The sequence below is a fragment of the Leucobacter coleopterorum genome (assembly GCF_011382985.1).
GTDB classification, from domain to species: domain Bacteria; phylum Actinomycetota; class Actinomycetes; order Actinomycetales; family Microbacteriaceae; genus Leucobacter; species Leucobacter coleopterorum.
In genome coordinates, this window is the sequence record NZ_CP049933.1 from 3,127,813 (window position 1) to 3,142,988 (window position 15,176).

Here is a 15,176-nt window from a genome sequence, read left to right on the forward strand (position 1 = left end):
GGTGTTCTAAGAGTCTTCGGTGCCCGTGGGGCGCGGAAACACCGGCGGAAACAGCTCTGCCTCACTCGAGCCGCCCGACCCAGCAAGAGCGTCACGCTCCGCATAAGCCGCGCGCAGTTTCTCGAAGATGCGCTGCCCCTCGGAACGCAGCGCAGAGACATCAAGACCCGGGATCCGCCCGTCTCGCATCACCACCCGCCCAGCAACCATGCTGAAGTGTGCATCGCGCCCGGTGCCCGCAAGCACGAGGGTTCGGATCGGATCATCCACGGCTCCCATGCGCAAATCCGCCAGCGAAAACACCACCAGATCAGCAGCAGCCCCCGGAGCGATTCGCCCCAGGTCCGGCCGCCGCAGCGCTTTCGCGCCGCCCAGCGTCGCCGCCTCCACGTACTCGGCCAGCAGCCCCATGCCGAGGTCGCCGTGCTGCGCCTTCGAGAGTTGCACACCGGTGTCGATCGCCCGAATCAGATCGGGAGGAAATGAGTCCGTGCCGAGCGCCACCCCCACCCCGGCATCAAGATACTGCGACAGCCGTTCGAGCCAGAAGGCATAGCGCGCATTTGTCAGCGGGCAGTGCACAATGGTCACCCCTTTGCACGCGAGCAGGGCAAGGTCACCCCGATCCTCACCGTGCACGTCAGGGTGCACATCAAGATAAACACCGTGGGCGAGGATCAGCCGCTCGTTCAACAGCCCCACGCGCTCAAGCAGACCGAGCGGTGTTGCGTCGCGTTCAGCGGCAAGGATCGCGCGCTCCGACGCCAACCCCTGCGTTGCGTGAACGCGCACGAGCACGTCGCGCGCGGCCGACACTTCGGCGGTGCGGGCGAGGATCGTGTCACTCACCGTCTCCACGCGGCACGGCACGAGCACCCCCGTAACCAGCGGGTCCTCGAGCGCGGCGATCGTGTCGAGAAAACGCACGGCCCCCTCGAATGCCGCTTCACCCTTCGCATCGTTCCAGTGGATCCCGGCAGAGCCGTCGGGATGCGTCACGTGAACTCCTGAACGGTACGACGGTCCGAGAAACACTCGTACGCCGAGTTCGCTCGCGGTGCGCGCCGTGTCGAGCGCGTCGTCATGGGTCTCTGCCCAGGCACCGTGCACCTCGGTCGAGATCGGCATCGCGCTGGTGATGCCGTGCAGAATCAGTTGCACCAGTCCGTAGCGCCGCAGGGTGCTACGCTCTGCCGGGGTGAGCACCTCGCGAGGGTCTTTTGCATACGACTCCGACCATTCAAGCCGGGCCTCGTGCTCGGGGCTCCACCACGAGTCCAGCAGTAGGTGATCTATGTCGGTGAGACCCTCGAGGTCAATAAGCCCGGGCATGAGCAGGCTCTCCCCGAGGTCAATCACCTCGTCCGCGCTCGCCGCAAGCGCGTCACCCGCGGGCCCGGCTGCAACCGCCTCGATCACATCGCCGCGCACGAGCACGGTGGCGTCACGCAGTTCGACGAAGCCGCCCGCTCTGCCAGCGCCAGTCTTCGCGGTCTCCTCGTACGCCAGAACGTGCGCAGCGCGGAGTGCGGTGGTGAGAACTTCCCTCACGACGCCAACTTCTCGCGTCGCACCGGACGCCACCCCGGTCCGGGCACCGCCGCCCGCAGCGCCCGCGTGTACGGGTGGGTGGGGTTGGCGAGCAGCGCGGCGGTGTCGCCCTGATCGACCACCTTGCCGTTTTCCATCACGATCATGCGGTCGGAAATCTGGTTCACCACGGCGAGGTCGTGCGAGATGAACAGGTAGCTGACGTTGCGCTCTGCTTTAATGTCGGAGAGCAGGTTGAGAATCTGCGCCTGGATCGACACGTCGAGCGCGGCAACCGCCTCGTCGAGCACCACCACCCTCGGGTTTGCGGCGAGCGCCCGCGCAATCGCCACGCGCTGCCGCTGGCCGCCAGACAGCTCGCGCGGCAGGCGGTCGGCAAAGCGTCGAGGCAAGCCCACCGCGTCAAGAATCTCTTGTGCGCGGCGCTGCAGTTCGGCACGGCTGGGCCGCCCGGAACCGGCGGCAGTGCCAGATGCACCGGCAGAACCGCCACCGGCAGATCCCCCACCGGCCCCAGCGTGCAAGCTCAGGTTGCTCAGAATCACGTCGCCGATGCGCTGGCGCCCGTTGAGCGACGAGTACGGATCCTGAAACACGTACTGCACCTGGCGGGCGCGCTCGCGGCGGTCGCGCAGGCGTCGGGGCGCTGCCGTGCGATCCTCACCCTCGACCGTTACGGTGCCCGCGGTGACGGTTTCGAGGCCGACGATCATGCGGGCGACGGTGGTTTTGCCCGATCCCGACTCGCCCACGATGGCCAGGCACTCGTCGCGGTGCAGATCGAAGGAGACCCCGTCGACCGCGACAACGTCTTCTGCCTTGGTGCCGCGCGGGCGGGAAAGACCTTGCGCAGATCGCGGACGCTGATGAGCGGCTGGCCTGCTGCGGCCGGTGCCGTACCCAGAGAAGTCATTGCGCTGCCCTCGCCTTCAGTTCCTCGTGCATTTCAATGTTGTAGTCGAGCACAGGCAGGCGGTCGAGCCGCTCGTCAATGCTCGGCCGAGCTCCCAGCAGCTCAATCGTGTAGGGGTGCGTTGGTGCCTCGTACACGTGCGACCCCTGCTCCACAATCTCGCCCGCGTACATGACCGCGAGCCGGTCGCAGCACGCGTTTGCCAGTTCGAGGTCGTGGGTGATGAACAGCAGCGAAAGCCCCCTAGCCTTGCGCTGCTCGTCGAGGATCGCCATCACGTCTGACTGCGCGGTGACGTCGAGGGCGGTGGTGGGTTCGTCGGCCAAAATCAGCTTCGGCTCGGCGAGCAGCACACTCGCGATCATGACGCGCTGCAGCAGGCCGCCCGACAGCTCGTGCGGGTACTGGCGCAGCCGCCGCTCGGGCTGGCGCACTCCGACCTCGTCGAGCAGTTCGATCGCGCGACGCTCGACCTCGGCGCGCGGCAGCCCGCGATCCCGAACCAGGGCCTCGGTCAAAAAGTCGCCGACCGTGTGCACCGGGTTGACGTGCGCCCTCGGGTCTTGAAAGATCATGCCAACCTCGGTGGCCCGGTACTGCCGCAGTCGCTCGCGGTTCATGCCGAGCACGGATTCACCATCGAACTTGATCTCGCCCTCGGTGCGAAACCCCTTCGCGAGCATGCGCATGACCGCTCTGGTGGTGAGCGACTTGCCCGAGCCCGACTCACCGACGAGGCCGAGTGCTTCACCGCAGTCGAGTGTCAGGCTGACGCCGTTCAGCAGGTCGAGCCGCCGGTACTTGGTAATGAGGCTGGCGTGTAGATTGTTGATTTCAAGCAGCGGCGCGGTCATCGAATGCTCCTTGTGTTTGAGGCGAGGCGATCGCCAATCACGGTGATGCTCCACACGATCAGCACGATAGCGAGGCCAGCGGCGATGGCTTCGAGGGGCTGCCCGCGCAACACCGAGTCGAAGCCGCTTTTCACCATGAGGCCGAGGTCAGCCGTCGGTGGCTGCACCCCGAGACCCAGGAACGACACGGCGGCCAGGTCGATCACCGCGAAGCCCAGGGACGACACCGCCTGCGCGACCACAATCGGCTGTACGTTCGGCAGAATCTGGCGCAGGCTGATCCCAATGCCCGACTGCCCCTGCAGCCACGCGGCCTGCACGTACGGCATGCCACGTTCGCGCAGCGCCGCCCCACGCACCACGCGCGCAACGTAGGGGATGTAACCGATAGAGAGGCCAATGACCACAACCAGCAGGTCGGGTCCGAAGATCGCGACCGCAATCAGCGCGAACACGATGCCCGGCACCGAAAACAGCACGTCAAGCACCCAGGAGATCGCCGTGTCAACAAACCCGCGGTTCCACGCCGCGATGAGTGCGAGCAGCGTGCCCACAACCGTCGCGATCAGAATCACGAGGGTCGGCCCGAGCAGTGTGATGCGCGCGCCGTAGAGCAGTCGGGTGAACAGGTCGCGCCCGAGCGCGTCGGCCCCGAGCAGGTGTTCGGCGCTTGGGCCCGAGAGGGCCGCGAACAGATCGGGGTAGTCGGGGTCGTAGGGCGCGATCCACGGGGCCAGTGTCGCCGCCAGCACGATGACCGCAAGCACCACCGCTGCGATGATCCCAACAACACCGAGCTTGCGGCCCAGCAGGGTGAACCAGCCCGGTTCGCGGTCAACAACCCGCGTGAGCGCAATTTGAGTCGTGCTTGGCGCGGTCATTGTTTGCTCCCCAGCTTGATGCGCGGATCAATGAGTGTGTAGAGAAAGTCGACGATGGCGTTGATAACCACAAACGCAACAACCAACACGAGAATCACGGCCTGCACGACCGCGAAGTCGCGCTGCAGGATCGCCCGCACCAGCAGCGAGCCAAGCCCGTCGAGGGCAAACACACTCTCCACAACCACGGCTCCGGCAATGAGCGTCGCGATCGTGAGGCCGAGCACCGTGGTGATCGGAATCAGTGCGTTGCGAAGCACGTGCCGACGAATGATGATCCGGGAGCGAAGGCCGCGCGCCACGGCGGTCTGCACGTGCTCGCGACCCTCCTCTTCAAGCACCGACGCCCTCGTAATGCGCGCTTGATACGCGGTGCTCGCAACCGCGAGCGCGATCGCCGGGAGGATCAGGTGATACAGCGTGTCTAAGCCCCCACTACCGCTGCCGTTTGTGGGGAACCAGCCGAGCCCCACCGCAAACACGCTGATCAGCGCAACACCGATCACAAACGCGGGTGTTGCGAGCCCGAGGGTTGCCACGGTGGTAACCGCATAGTCGGCCCAGCCACCCTTGAGTGAGGCGAAGAGGCCGAGGCCAACACCCACAATCGCGATGATGATGGTCGCCAGTGCGATGAGCGCGACGGTGGTGCCGATGCGCCCCTGAATCAGATCGGCAACGGGCTGACGGTACACCACGGAATCGCCGAGATTGCCCTGCAGCAGGTCGCCGATCCACGCGAAGTAGCGCACGAAGAATGGATCATCGAGGTGATACTGCTCGGTCACCCTGGCAATCTGCTCCGGGGTCCCGCCCCGGGGCCCGAGCACAAAGCTCAGCGGGCTTCCCGGGGCGAGATACAGCATGCCGAAGACCACAAACGAGGTCACGAACAGAACGAGCAGCAGGCTGCCCAACCGTCGCAGCAGGAACGCGGGGGTAGACACGGTGTTACTCCACGCCCCCGATGGTGGCGGCCCACGGATACCCGAGGTAGGCCGACGACGGAACCGCACCCGAGATCTTCTTGTTCTGCACGAGGATCACAGGCAGATCACCCATCGGCATCCACGGCAGGTCGCGCGTGATCTTCTCCTGTGCGGCAATCGTGTAGTCGGCGCGCTTCGACGGGTCGAGCGTCTTTCGTGCGTCGGCAAGCTCCTGGGCAGCACCGTCGTACTTGATGAAGTTGTTGGTGCTGTCGGGTGTGAACGTTGTGTACACGTCGAGCGGATCCGTCACGTTGCCGTAGTAGGTGGTGAAGAAGCCGTCGAGGCCCTCGCGCGCCTTCGCGTCGAAGTAGAGGTTGCCGAACTGCTCAACCGGGATCACCTTCGTTTCGATCTTGAGACCGATCGACTGCCCGGCAGCCTGAATCAGGTTGGCGGTCTGCTCGTGCACCGCCGAGGATCCCTGCACACCCAGCACGATCGGCTTCGAAATGTCGCCAGCGTCTGCGAGCAATTCCTTGGCCTTCGCGATGTCTGGTTTCACCGTGTAGCTGTCGTACGCCTTCTGGAACTTCTCAGCGGCCTCACCCGTGCCGAAGTAGGCGGGTCCGGTCAGCACCGGCGACGGGATCGAGGTGCCCTGGAACACCACATCGGCGATCGCCTGCTGGTCGATGGCCGCAAGCAGCGCCTCGCGCACCTTCGGGTTCGAGAAGGTGCCGGTTGGCTGGATCGCGCGCAGTGACCAGAAGATGTAGGACTTGCCGAAGGTGATCGTCGCATCGCTGTCCTTCAACTGGCTCAGGCCGGCCGGCGGCAGGTAGAAGAACTGGCCGTCAACGTCGCCCGAGCGCAGTGCGTTCACCGCGGTCGACTCGTCGGCGATGAAGCTGAAGCTGAGCTTGTCAACCTTCGGGATCAGCTCTTTGTCCCAGTAGGCGTCGTTCTTCACGAGGTTGATCGCCTTGCCCGGCTCCCAGCTGTCGAGCTTGAATGGGCCCGAGCACATCAGGCCACCCTTGGGTGTGCCAAACTGCTCGCCCGCTTTCTCGGCGGCGGCCTTCGAGACAATCGCACCCGCGGCGCTCGACATGCCCTGCTCAAAGAGTGCGTCGGGTTGAGTCATCTTGACCGTGACCTGGTTGTCGCCCGTCTTTTCGACCGAGGCGACACTCTGGAAGTAGTCACTCCAGTACGTCGACGAGTCGGGGCCAACCTGGCGCGCGAGTGAGTAGACCACGTCGTCGGCTGTGACGGGGGTGCCATCCCAGAACTTCGCGTCCGTGCGCAGGTTGAACACGGTGGTGGTGTCGTTCGGGTTCTCGACCGACTCGGCGAGGGCGTTCTCAACGCCGAGATCGGGAGTGATGCGGGTGAGCCCCTCGCATAGGTTGGCATCGACCGTGTTCTCGGCGTAGTTAAACGTGAGCATCGGGTCGAGCGAGAGTGGCTCGTACGGCAGGTTCCACGTCACATCGGCAACGGGCTTCGTGCCGGGTTCTGTTGTGGTGGCCAGGCTTGCGCGGTCAACACTGAACTCGGCCTCTCCGCCAGATTTGGCGTTACTCCCTCCGCCCCGTTACCTGCGCAAGCTGTCAGGGTGAGCGCTACCACTGCGGCAGCACCCACCAGGGTGAGTGATCGTTTCGACACGGGGACTCCTTCGTTCCGTTTGTGCGTGGTTTATTCAGGTTTTTTGGGCGGGATTGGGCTGGTTTGCTGACTGGGCCGTCTACTCGCGAATGAACTCTTTGCCGTTGCGGATCACCCGCAGCGGGGCCGGGCGATCCACCACCAGCTGTGCCAGGTTCTCCGCGGCAAATTCCAGGCGGGTGTCGCTCTCGGGCCCAGCCCAGTCTGCGATCTCGGCGACCCCGAGCAACTCACCACCCGCCCGCGAGGCGAGGTCAAAGACGTGCTCAAGATCGGCGTCGGTGAGCGCCCCGGTGCGGTACGCGATCAGGTGAGCGCGATCGACCATACTCGCCGTGCCGAAGGGGCTCCACGTGTCGCGCACCCCGTCTGAGCCGGCAACAACCCTCACGCCGCGCTCTTGCAGCAGTGCGAGGTTCGGCACGGGGTCGGCGCCCAGGCCACAGGTCGCGATCCACACCCCGGCTTCTGCCACCAGATCGAGTGTCTGACCCAGACTGGGCAGTGATTCGTCACAGAGCGCAAAGGCGTGCCCAATGGTGACCCGGCCCTGACGCCCCGTTGCGATGGTGCGCGTCGCAATCTCACGAATCGCTTCGAGCCCGGCCTCACCGCCGTCGTGCAGGTGAATATCAAGGTCACGGCCCTTGCTGTCTGCGACTCCGAAGATGGCATCGAGGTGGCCATGCAGGTCACCCTCCACGCCCACGGGATCAATGCCGCCAACGAGGTCGGCACCCGCGTCGAGCGAGGCGGCCATCACGTCGAGCGTGCCGGGGTTGGTGAGCAGCCCGAACTGCGGAAACGCGACGATCTGCACGGTGAGAAACGAAGAGAGGCGCTCGGCGGCGGCGCGCACCCCCTCGACGTTTGTGGTGCCGAGCTCGGGCGACACGTCGACGTGGGCCCGCAGCGCGAGGGTGCCGTTTGCGACGGCCTGCTCGAACAAGCTGTAGACCCTCTCTTCGACGCTCATGTTGAAGTCGAACTGCGAGGCGCGATCGTTTTCGATCAGCTCGGCCAGATTCGCTGCGGGCTTGCGCGACAACCAGGGCGCTCCCCACGACGACTTGTCGGGGTGAATGTGCGCATCTACGAGGCCTGGTGTCGTGAGTCCCGGGGTCGTGAGATGCGTAGAAGCCTGGGTCGCCGCCATTGGAGAGCCTTTCTCGATCGTTCTGGATCATTGACCCGAATCAGGCTAGCGCCGGTAGGGTCATCAGACATATGATAACCACACAACCACCCGATACCGCAAGGAAAAATCGTGCAACCTATTGAACGGCGCTCGCTCGTTGACACCGTGGTCGACGAGCTCAAGCGCGAAATCGCTCAGGGAAGCTGGTCAATTGGCGACCGGCTGCCGTCTGAAGCAGAACTGACCTCGATACTCGGAGTAAGCAGAACCTCGGTGCGCGAGGGCGTGCGCTCGCTCGTACAGCTCGGACTGCTTGAAACCCGGCAGGGAGACGGCACCTATCTGATCGCAACCGACGCCACCCAGGTGGCCCTGCGGCGAACACTGCACTCCGCCGACAGCCGCGAGGTGATCGCCGTGCGGCGCGCACTCGACGGACTCGCCGCCCGCGAGGCAGCAGAGTTCCGCAGCGACACAGACCTCGAACGACTCGCCACGCACCTTCACCAACGCAGCCTCGCGATCGCGGCAAACGACACCGCCGCCTTTGCCGCGGCCGACGTTGCATTCCACCTCGGGATCGCCGACGCCTCGGGCAACCGCCTGCTGGCCGACATCTACGCGAGTTTTGACACCTCACTGCGCGAATCCATCGCCGACGCCTCATGCCTGTCGAACGGCGGCGATCCCGATCGAGCCGACCAGCACGAGCAACTCCTGCATGCCATCTCTGCGGGTGACCCCGAGGCAGCAGAAGCAGCGGCCCTCGGGGTGCTCGAACAACAGACGCGACTCCTCAATGAGCGAGGGTAAGCGCCAGGGGTTTGCCGGCGGCGTTCTTGTCGTCGCAATCGGCCTGAGCGTGCGCTTTCCGATCACCTCGGTCTCGCCGCTGCTCAGCGAGGTCGGGGATGCGTTCTCGCTCTCCGCCGCGGGACTCGCGGTGCTGAGCGCGATCCCCGTGCTGCTGTTTGGCCTCACCTCTCCGCTCGCCCCACTGCTCGTTTCGCGGCTCGGGCTCGAACGTGCCCTTACGGTGCTGCTCGCCCTGCTGGCGGTCGCAACGCTGCTGCGACCCATTTCGGCTCCCTTGCTCTTCGTCGGCACCGTGATGGTGGGCGGGGTTATCGCACTGCTCGGGATCCTCGCGCCCCAAATTATTCGACACGCTCTGCCGCGGCGCGGAGGTTTTTGGACCGGCATCTACACCACCTCCTTCGGTGTGAGCGCTGCCGCGGGCGCCGCGTTCTCAGTGCCGCTGTTTCACGCACTGCACGAACAGGTGGCGCTCTCGCTCGCGGCCTGGGGTGTGCCGCTGCTCATTGCGCTGGGCATTGTCATCGGGTTTGCACCCCGTCTGGGTCTCTCGCGACCCGTGCGGCAATCGTCGGGGTCTGGCTCTACCTCGGTGCTGCGCGCACCGGGAGTCTGGGCGGTAACGGGGTTCTTTGGATGCCAGGCGCTCATCTATTTTTCGCTCACCGCGTGGCTACCGACCATCGCCGTCGACCGCGGCCTCGACCCAACACAGGCCGGGCTGCTGCTCGCCTGGATGAGCGTGGCAGGGCTGCCCGCCTCACTGCTGGCGCCGACGCTCGCCTCGCGCCCGCGACTGCGCACCGGCCTCATTGCGAGCATCGCGGCGCTGTCTGCTCTGGGTCTCGTTGGGCTCGCGCTCGGGCCATTGGTGCTTGCGCCCCTGATGGTCGCGGTGCTCGGAGTCGCGCAGAGTGCGGCGTTTGGGCTGGCGATCGCGCTGATTGTGTTCACTGCCCCGAGCGTGGCCCAGACGGCGTCGTTCTCCGCGGTGAGCCAGGGTGTCGGGTACGCGGTCGCGGCGACTGGCCCACTGCTGCTGGGATTGCTCGCGCAGATTGGCATCCCCTGGGCCCTGATCCTGCTGCTGCTCACTCTCGCGTCTCTCGGTGAACTGTGCTTCGGGATCGTGGGATCCCGCGCGTCCGAGCCTTCACGCAAGCCTTAGGCTGGAACCATGACCCTCTTCGCTGGCATCATGCTTCTCGTTAACGCCATGTACAACGTGGTGGTGTGGCCTCGGTTCTGGACACGCGTGAAGACCGACGCTCGCGCGCACGACGATCAGGGTCGCGCGACACGCTTCTTGAAGGTGCACGCGATCCTGATCGGTATTGCGTTGCTCATCGCCGTGGTGTCGGCGGTTGCCGGAGTCATGCTCCTACTTAGCTAGGCCCAGGGGCTACTCTGGCTCGCCCTCGTCTTCATCGTGTGTGGGGTGACCAGCCTCGATGTGAGTTGCGGGTCCCAGGTGAGAGGCTCCGCCCTCACCAACCCAGCCATCGCCGGGGGTGTGTGCGGGGTCTGACTCGTGATCCGGGACGTGGCGTTCGTCGCTGTTATGCATAATGCCCTCCCTTGGAATTGTGTGCTTCAACGGTCCCTTTCAGCCTACGCGCGCGACCCGCAAAGGGAAAGGGTGACCAGAAAGACCCTTCAACTACTCCCCCGCCGCCAAGCGACCGTACTATGGAGGAATGAAGCGGATCCTGACCTACGGCACCTTCGACCTGCTGCACTGGGGGCACATTCGGCTACTGCGTCGTGCGCGGGCGCTGGGAGACTACCTCGTGGTGGCGGCCTCGACCGAGGAGTTCAACGAGGGCAAGGGCAAGAAGACGTACCACGACTTCGAAACCCGCAAGAACATGCTCGAAGCCGTACGCTATGTGGACCTTGTGATCCCCGAGCAAGCGTGGGATCAGAAGATCCGAGACGTGCAGAAATACGAGATCGACGCCGTCGTGATGGGCGGTGACTGGGAGGGGGATCCTCGCTTCGAACTGCTGCGCGACTACTGCGAGGTCATATACCTCGACCGCACCGAGGGTGTCTCGACCACCAAGATCAAGAATGATCTGGGTGTGAACGCCTAGGACCCCAGCTCAGCCCAGCTCAGCCCCAAAAACGGTGTAGCCATATTGCTAGTTGAACTCATGCCAACTAGCAATATGGCTACACCGTTTTTGAGCGCGCGAGCGCGCGGACGAACCCGCCTACAGCACCTTCGAGAGGAAGGCTTTAGTGCGCTCGCGCTGCGGGTTGCTCAGCACCTCGGCAGGATCGCCAGCCTCAACAACAACACCGCCGTCCATAAACACAAGCTTGTCGGCGACCTCGCGGGCAAAGCCCATCTCATGCGTCACGACGATCATGGTCATGCCGCTCTCGGCAAGACCCTTCATCACGTCGAGCACCTCACCCACAAGCTCGGGGTCGAGCGCCGAGGTCGGCTCGTCGAACAGCATCAGCTTGGGCTCCATCGCGAGCGCGCGGGCGATCGCGACGCGCTGCTGCTGGCCACCCGAGAGGTGCGCCGGGTAGTAATCCCAACGCTCGGCGAGACCCACACGAGCAAGTAGCTCCATGGCGCGCGACTTGAGGATCGCCTTCTCGCCTTTCTTGAGCAGGCGCGGCGCGAGCATCACATTCTCGAGCGCGGTCATGTGCGGGAAAAGATTGAAGCGCTGAAACACCATGCCGATGTCGCGTCGCTGCTTCGCTGCCTCACGCGGGTGCATTTCGTAGAGCTTGTCGTCCTTTTGACGGTAGCCCACGATCTCGCCATCGACCGTCAGGCGCCCCGCGTTGACGGTCTCAAGGTGGTTGATGCAGCGCAAGAACGTTGACTTGCCTGATCCTGAAGGACCAACCAGGCACAGTACCTCGCCACGCTGCACCTCAAGCGAGATCGACTTCAGCACGAGGTTACTACCGAAGGACTTCGAGACCCCCTCGGCCTTCACCATCGGAACATCGGTTGCGTGGAGGTTCATGCTCCGCCCCTCCGGGTCGACCGAGCGGGGTATGACCGTGTCATCCCCATCGTCGGTGTTGATCTTATGCTCGATTTCTGACGGCAACCCAATCACACCAGTCTCAACCGAGGGCTGCATAACGTCTGGCCGCTGCGCAACACCCTTCGCGAAGTGGCGCTCAAGGTAGTACTGACCAACCATCAGGATCGACGTAATAACGAGGTACCAGATCGACGCTACGATCAGCATCGGAACGGGCTCATAGGTGCGCGATGCAATGTCGCGGGAGCGCGTGTAGAGCTCGAGCGTAAACGGCACTGCAGTGACGAGAGACGTTGTTTTCAGCATCGAGATGACTTCGTTGCCGGTCGGCGGGATGATCACGCGCATTGCTTGCGGCAGTACCACTCGCGACATCGTGTGCCACCAGCCGAGGCCCAGGGCAACAGCAGCCTCGTCTTGCCCCTTGTCTACCGACAGGAGACCGGCACGCACGATCTCAGCCATGTAGGCCGCCTCGTTCAGTGCCAGGCCAATCACGGCGAGGGTAAAGAAGCTCAGCAGATCTTTGGTGGTGAGAGACACCCACGGCTCCGTGAACGGGATGCCAATGTCGATGGTCTTGTAGACCACACCGATCAGACCCCAGAAGGTGAGCTGCACATACACCGGGGTCCCGCGGAAGATCCACAGATACACCCAGGCAACCGAGCGCACAACGGGGTTCGGCGACAGCCTCATGATCGCGAGGGCGATGCCCAAGACCACCGCGATGATCATCGAGTACACGGTGAGCTGCAGGGTATAGCCAATGGCGTCAATGATGCGCGTGTCAAACAGGTACTTGCCGACCGCAGGCCAGTTGTAGACCGGGCGGTTGAACGCCGCGTCATAGACAAAGAGGGCGACAGCTGCGATAAGCACAACCGCGAGCACCGCGCGCCCTGGGTGGCGAAGCTTGATCGCTTGGATCGCTTCCGGTTCGTGATACGCCTCGGGGCGTGAGGATCGCTGCCCCACGCCCCGAGGTGACGATTCAGACATGACTCGTCAAGGTCCCTTCGTTAGTTCTTGCCAGCGTTAATGGTGGCCTCGGTCAGCGCACCCGATTCAATGCCAGCATCGGTCAGGATCTCGAGATAGGTACCGTCATCCATAAGCGACTGCAGGGCGGCCTGAACAGCCTTGGTGGTGTCGCTGCCCTTCTCAGTCGCGAAGCCGTAAGGCGCTGCGTCGAAGACCTCTCCAACGGTCTCAAGCTTGCCCTTGAGCTGCTTCACGGCGTCGCCGGTCACGGGGAGGTCAGCCGAGAATGCATCTGCGGCACCGTTGACAACCGCGTTGGTCACCTCGGGCTGGCCGTCGAACGGCAAAATCTCGATGGCCTTCTTGCCAGCGTCGGTGCAAGCCTTCGACTTTGCGGGCAACTCATCAAGGTGCTGCACGGTACCCGACTGCACCGAGACCTTGAGCCCACATGCATTATCCGGATCAACCTTCGACCCGGCAGGTGCGGCCCACTGGGTGCCGGCGTTCAAGAAGTTGACGAAGTCGACTGACTTCTGACGCTCAACGTTGTCGGTGAACGAGGAGGAACCCATGTTCAGGGCGCCCTCTTGAATACGCGGAATAATGCTGTCAAAGCCAAGGATCTCCCACTTCGGCTTGAGGCCCAGCTTGCCCGCAACGGCCTCGGCCAGATCAACGCCCCACCCTGCGGGGTTGCCGTTGTCGTCCTTGTACTCGTTCGGCGGGTACTCGGCGTCGGTGCCGATGGTCAGCTCGCCCGAGTCCTTGATCTTTGCTGGGAGTAGTGCAACCGCCGCCTCGTCAACCGCAATCGCTGGAGTATCGGTTGAGTCCTTCTTGGGCTCTTCTGTGGTGTTCGTGCAACCAGCGAGCGCAAGCACTGCGACGGCGGCAAGGGCGGGAAAGGCGTAACGAATCTTCATCGATCCTCCAATTTATTCCTGGGTAGTGTGCTTAATGAACACCTCGCCTTGAGTGTACTGCGCGGTGCCATCTGTATAGCTACATTGTATCTACCTGGCTCCATACACAGGCTTGATCAAAACTGCATTTCTCCCGTTTTTTCGCGGGTCGAACGCGCCTCGCCTACAAGTAACATTCCGGTAAAGCTCGGGTTTCCTTGAGATTCTGGCGGCAGTCTCCGTGTGGTTCGCTGACGCGGTACCCTTTCGAGCATGAGCAGAGCAGCACTCAAGGTCGTTGTCGCGCCCGATTCGTTCAAAGGCAGCTGTTCTGCCGTGGAGGCAGCTGGAGCCCTGGCTCGCGGGGTTCGCTCCGCGCTCGTTGCCGCCCGCGACGTGGTCGAGGTGCCGTTGGCCGACGGTGGCGAGGGTACGCTCGACGCGCTCGTTGCCGCTTGGGGTGGCAGGGTCGCTGAGGTCGCGACCAGTGATGCTCTCGGTAGGCCGCGCACGGGACGGGTTGGATTTGACGGCTCGGGATCGGTCAGCAGCGTGAATCGCAACCTCGCTGGCCGTCTAGCCATCATTGAGGCAGCCGACGCCAACGGCCTTCCCGCTGTTTTGGATCAGCCGCTACAGGCACTCGACGCCGACTCCGCAGGGTGGGCACGCTGATCCTTGCAGCCCTCGACGCGGGCGTCGATGAGATCTTGCTCTGCATCGGCGGCTCCGCCACAAGTGACGGTGGCGCGGGTATGCTGCGTGCGCTGGGGGCGCGGCTGCTGGATGCGTGTGGGGATGAGGTGGATCCGGGCGCTCGCGGGTTGGCTGAGCTGGCGAGGATCGACCTCGCCGCATTCGACCCGCGCGCTCGGGCTGTTCGCTGGCGCATCGCCTGCGATGTTGACAATCCGCTGACTGGGCCAAGGGGTGCAGCCGCTGTCTTTGGGCCCCAGAAAGGGGCGAGTTCTGAAGAGGTGGCTGTGATCGATGCCGGACTCGACCGACTCGCCGCTGTGCTTTGTGAGGAGCTTGATTCGGTGGTCGGCGGTGCGGGTGCGGGTGCGCCAAGCGTCGAACCCCTGCTGAACATGCCCGGCCTGGGAGCCGCGGGAGGGCTTGCCCTCGGACTCGTGGCGCTCTGCGGCGCTGAGCTGGTACCTGGTGCCGAGCTTGTCAGCGAAGCTGTGGGGCTGCCCGAGTTGCTCGACCACGCTGACCTTGTGATGACCGGCGAGGGCCGCCTCGACGCACAGTCGCTCGATGGAAAGGTGGTGTCGAGTGTGCTCGCCGCTGCGGCTGGACGGGTGCCCGTCGTTGTGGTCGCGGGATCCGTGGCGCTCACAGCAGCAGAGACCCGTCAGGCGGGCCTCGCCGCGGCATTTTCCATTGCCCAGGGTCCGGCATCGTTGGCTGAGTTGCAAACAAACTGTCTCGAGCTTCTCACTGAAACCTCGGCCCAGGTCTGCGGCCTGATCCTGCCCGACTGACTCCACCCGGCTTAGCACCCC

At 64.1% G+C, this 15,176-nt stretch carries 15 protein-coding genes and 2 pseudogenes; 5 read left to right on the forward strand and 12 right to left on the reverse strand.

The features are described 5' to 3' along the window. Positions 1-6: 6 nt before the first annotated feature. From G7066_RS14780 to G7066_RS14815, 8 genes are all read right to left on the reverse strand, one after another. Entirely contained in the window at positions 7-1,551 is a 1,545-nt protein-coding gene (locus G7066_RS14780; protein ID WP_166331772.1) for a chlorohydrolase family protein, read from the reverse strand. Next, positions 1,548-2,303, reverse strand: a complete 756-nt coding sequence (locus G7066_RS14785; RefSeq protein WP_244303069.1) for an ATP-binding cassette domain-containing protein — start codon at positions 2,301-2,303, stop codon at positions 1,548-1,550. Before G7066_RS14785 ends, G7066_RS14780 begins: the two co-directional genes overlap by 4 nt. A gap of 157 nt (positions 2,304-2,460) precedes the next feature. Continuing rightward, a complete protein-coding gene (locus G7066_RS14790; RefSeq protein WP_166331773.1) occupies positions 2,461-3,318 on the reverse strand; it encodes an ABC transporter ATP-binding protein in 858 nt (285 codons plus the stop codon). Further along, positions 3,315-4,199, reverse strand: coding sequence for an ABC transporter permease (locus G7066_RS14795; RefSeq protein ID WP_205881467.1), 885 nt, complete (start codon positions 4,197-4,199; stop codon positions 3,315-3,317). Before G7066_RS14795 ends, G7066_RS14790 begins: the two co-directional genes overlap by 4 nt. Next, positions 4,196-5,146, reverse strand: a complete 951-nt coding sequence (locus tag G7066_RS14800; protein ID WP_244303071.1) for an ABC transporter permease — start codon at positions 5,144-5,146, stop codon at positions 4,196-4,198. Before G7066_RS14800 ends, G7066_RS14795 begins: the two co-directional genes overlap by 4 nt. A gap of 4 nt (positions 5,147-5,150) precedes the next feature. Further along, positions 5,151-6,623: an ABC transporter substrate-binding protein gene (locus G7066_RS14805; protein ID WP_166331774.1), complete on the reverse strand. Its 1,473-nt coding sequence runs from the start codon at positions 6,621-6,623 to the stop codon at positions 5,151-5,153. After that, a complete protein-coding gene (locus tag G7066_RS14810; RefSeq protein WP_166331775.1) occupies positions 6,620-6,802 on the reverse strand; it encodes a hypothetical protein in 183 nt (60 codons plus the stop codon). Before G7066_RS14810 ends, G7066_RS14805 begins: the two co-directional genes overlap by 4 nt. A gap of 79 nt (positions 6,803-6,881) precedes the next feature. Then, complete coding sequence (locus G7066_RS14815; protein ID WP_166331776.1) at positions 6,882-7,958, reverse strand: amidohydrolase family protein; 1,077 nt, start codon at positions 7,956-7,958, stop codon at positions 6,882-6,884. Positions 7,959-8,069: 111 nt separating this feature from the next. Between G7066_RS14815 and G7066_RS14820 the strand changes: the two genes are divergently transcribed. From G7066_RS14820 to G7066_RS14830, 3 genes are read left to right on the forward strand one after another with little or no spacing between them, the layout of a single operon-like run. Beyond that, positions 8,070-8,753, forward strand: a complete 684-nt coding sequence (locus tag G7066_RS14820) for a FadR/GntR family transcriptional regulator (RefSeq protein WP_166331777.1) — start codon at positions 8,070-8,072, stop codon at positions 8,751-8,753. Then, the gene (locus tag G7066_RS14825) at positions 8,740-9,924 is read left to right on the forward strand and encodes an MFS transporter (RefSeq protein WP_166331778.1); all 1,185 of its coding nucleotides are present in this window, start codon (positions 8,740-8,742) and stop codon (positions 9,922-9,924) included. The genes G7066_RS14820 and G7066_RS14825 overlap by 14 nt, the downstream gene beginning before the upstream one ends. Before the next feature lie 9 nt (positions 9,925-9,933). After that, the gene (locus tag G7066_RS14830) at positions 9,934-10,149 is read left to right on the forward strand and encodes an SCO4848 family membrane protein (RefSeq protein ID WP_166331779.1); all 216 of its coding nucleotides are present in this window, start codon (positions 9,934-9,936) and stop codon (positions 10,147-10,149) included. Positions 10,150-10,158: 9 nt separating this feature from the next. On the opposite strand, the gene G7066_RS14835 is transcribed toward G7066_RS14830, so the two are convergent. Then, complete coding sequence (locus G7066_RS14835; RefSeq protein WP_166331780.1) at positions 10,159-10,323, reverse strand: hypothetical protein; 165 nt, start codon at positions 10,321-10,323, stop codon at positions 10,159-10,161. Positions 10,324-10,453: 130 nt separating this feature from the next. On the opposite strand from G7066_RS14835, the gene tagD reads away from it, so the two are divergent. Then, complete coding sequence (gene tagD, locus G7066_RS14840; protein ID WP_166331781.1) at positions 10,454-10,852, forward strand: glycerol-3-phosphate cytidylyltransferase; 399 nt, start codon at positions 10,454-10,456, stop codon at positions 10,850-10,852. Positions 10,853-10,972: 120 nt separating this feature from the next. On the opposite strand, the gene G7066_RS14845 is transcribed toward tagD, so the two are convergent. The 3 genes and pseudogenes from G7066_RS14845 to G7066_RS14855 all read right to left on the reverse strand — a co-directional run bounded on the left by G7066_RS14845 (position 10,973) and on the right by G7066_RS14855 (position 13,686). Beyond that, a complete protein-coding gene (locus G7066_RS14845; protein WP_166332102.1) occupies positions 10,973-11,725 on the reverse strand; it encodes an amino acid ABC transporter ATP-binding protein in 753 nt (250 codons plus the stop codon). A gap of 189 nt (positions 11,726-11,914) precedes the next feature. Continuing rightward, a pseudogene (locus tag G7066_RS14850) lies at positions 11,915-12,778 on the reverse strand (amino acid ABC transporter permease); the annotation flags it as partial. Positions 12,779-12,798: 20 nt separating this feature from the next. Beyond that, a complete protein-coding gene (locus G7066_RS14855) occupies positions 12,799-13,686 on the reverse strand; it encodes an ABC transporter substrate-binding protein (RefSeq protein ID WP_166331782.1) in 888 nt (295 codons plus the stop codon). A gap of 252 nt (positions 13,687-13,938) precedes the next feature. On the opposite strand from G7066_RS14855, the pseudogene G7066_RS14860 reads away from it, so the two are divergent. Next, a pseudogene (locus G7066_RS14860) lies at positions 13,939-15,155 on the forward strand (glycerate kinase). Positions 15,156-15,176 lie beyond the last annotated feature (21 nt).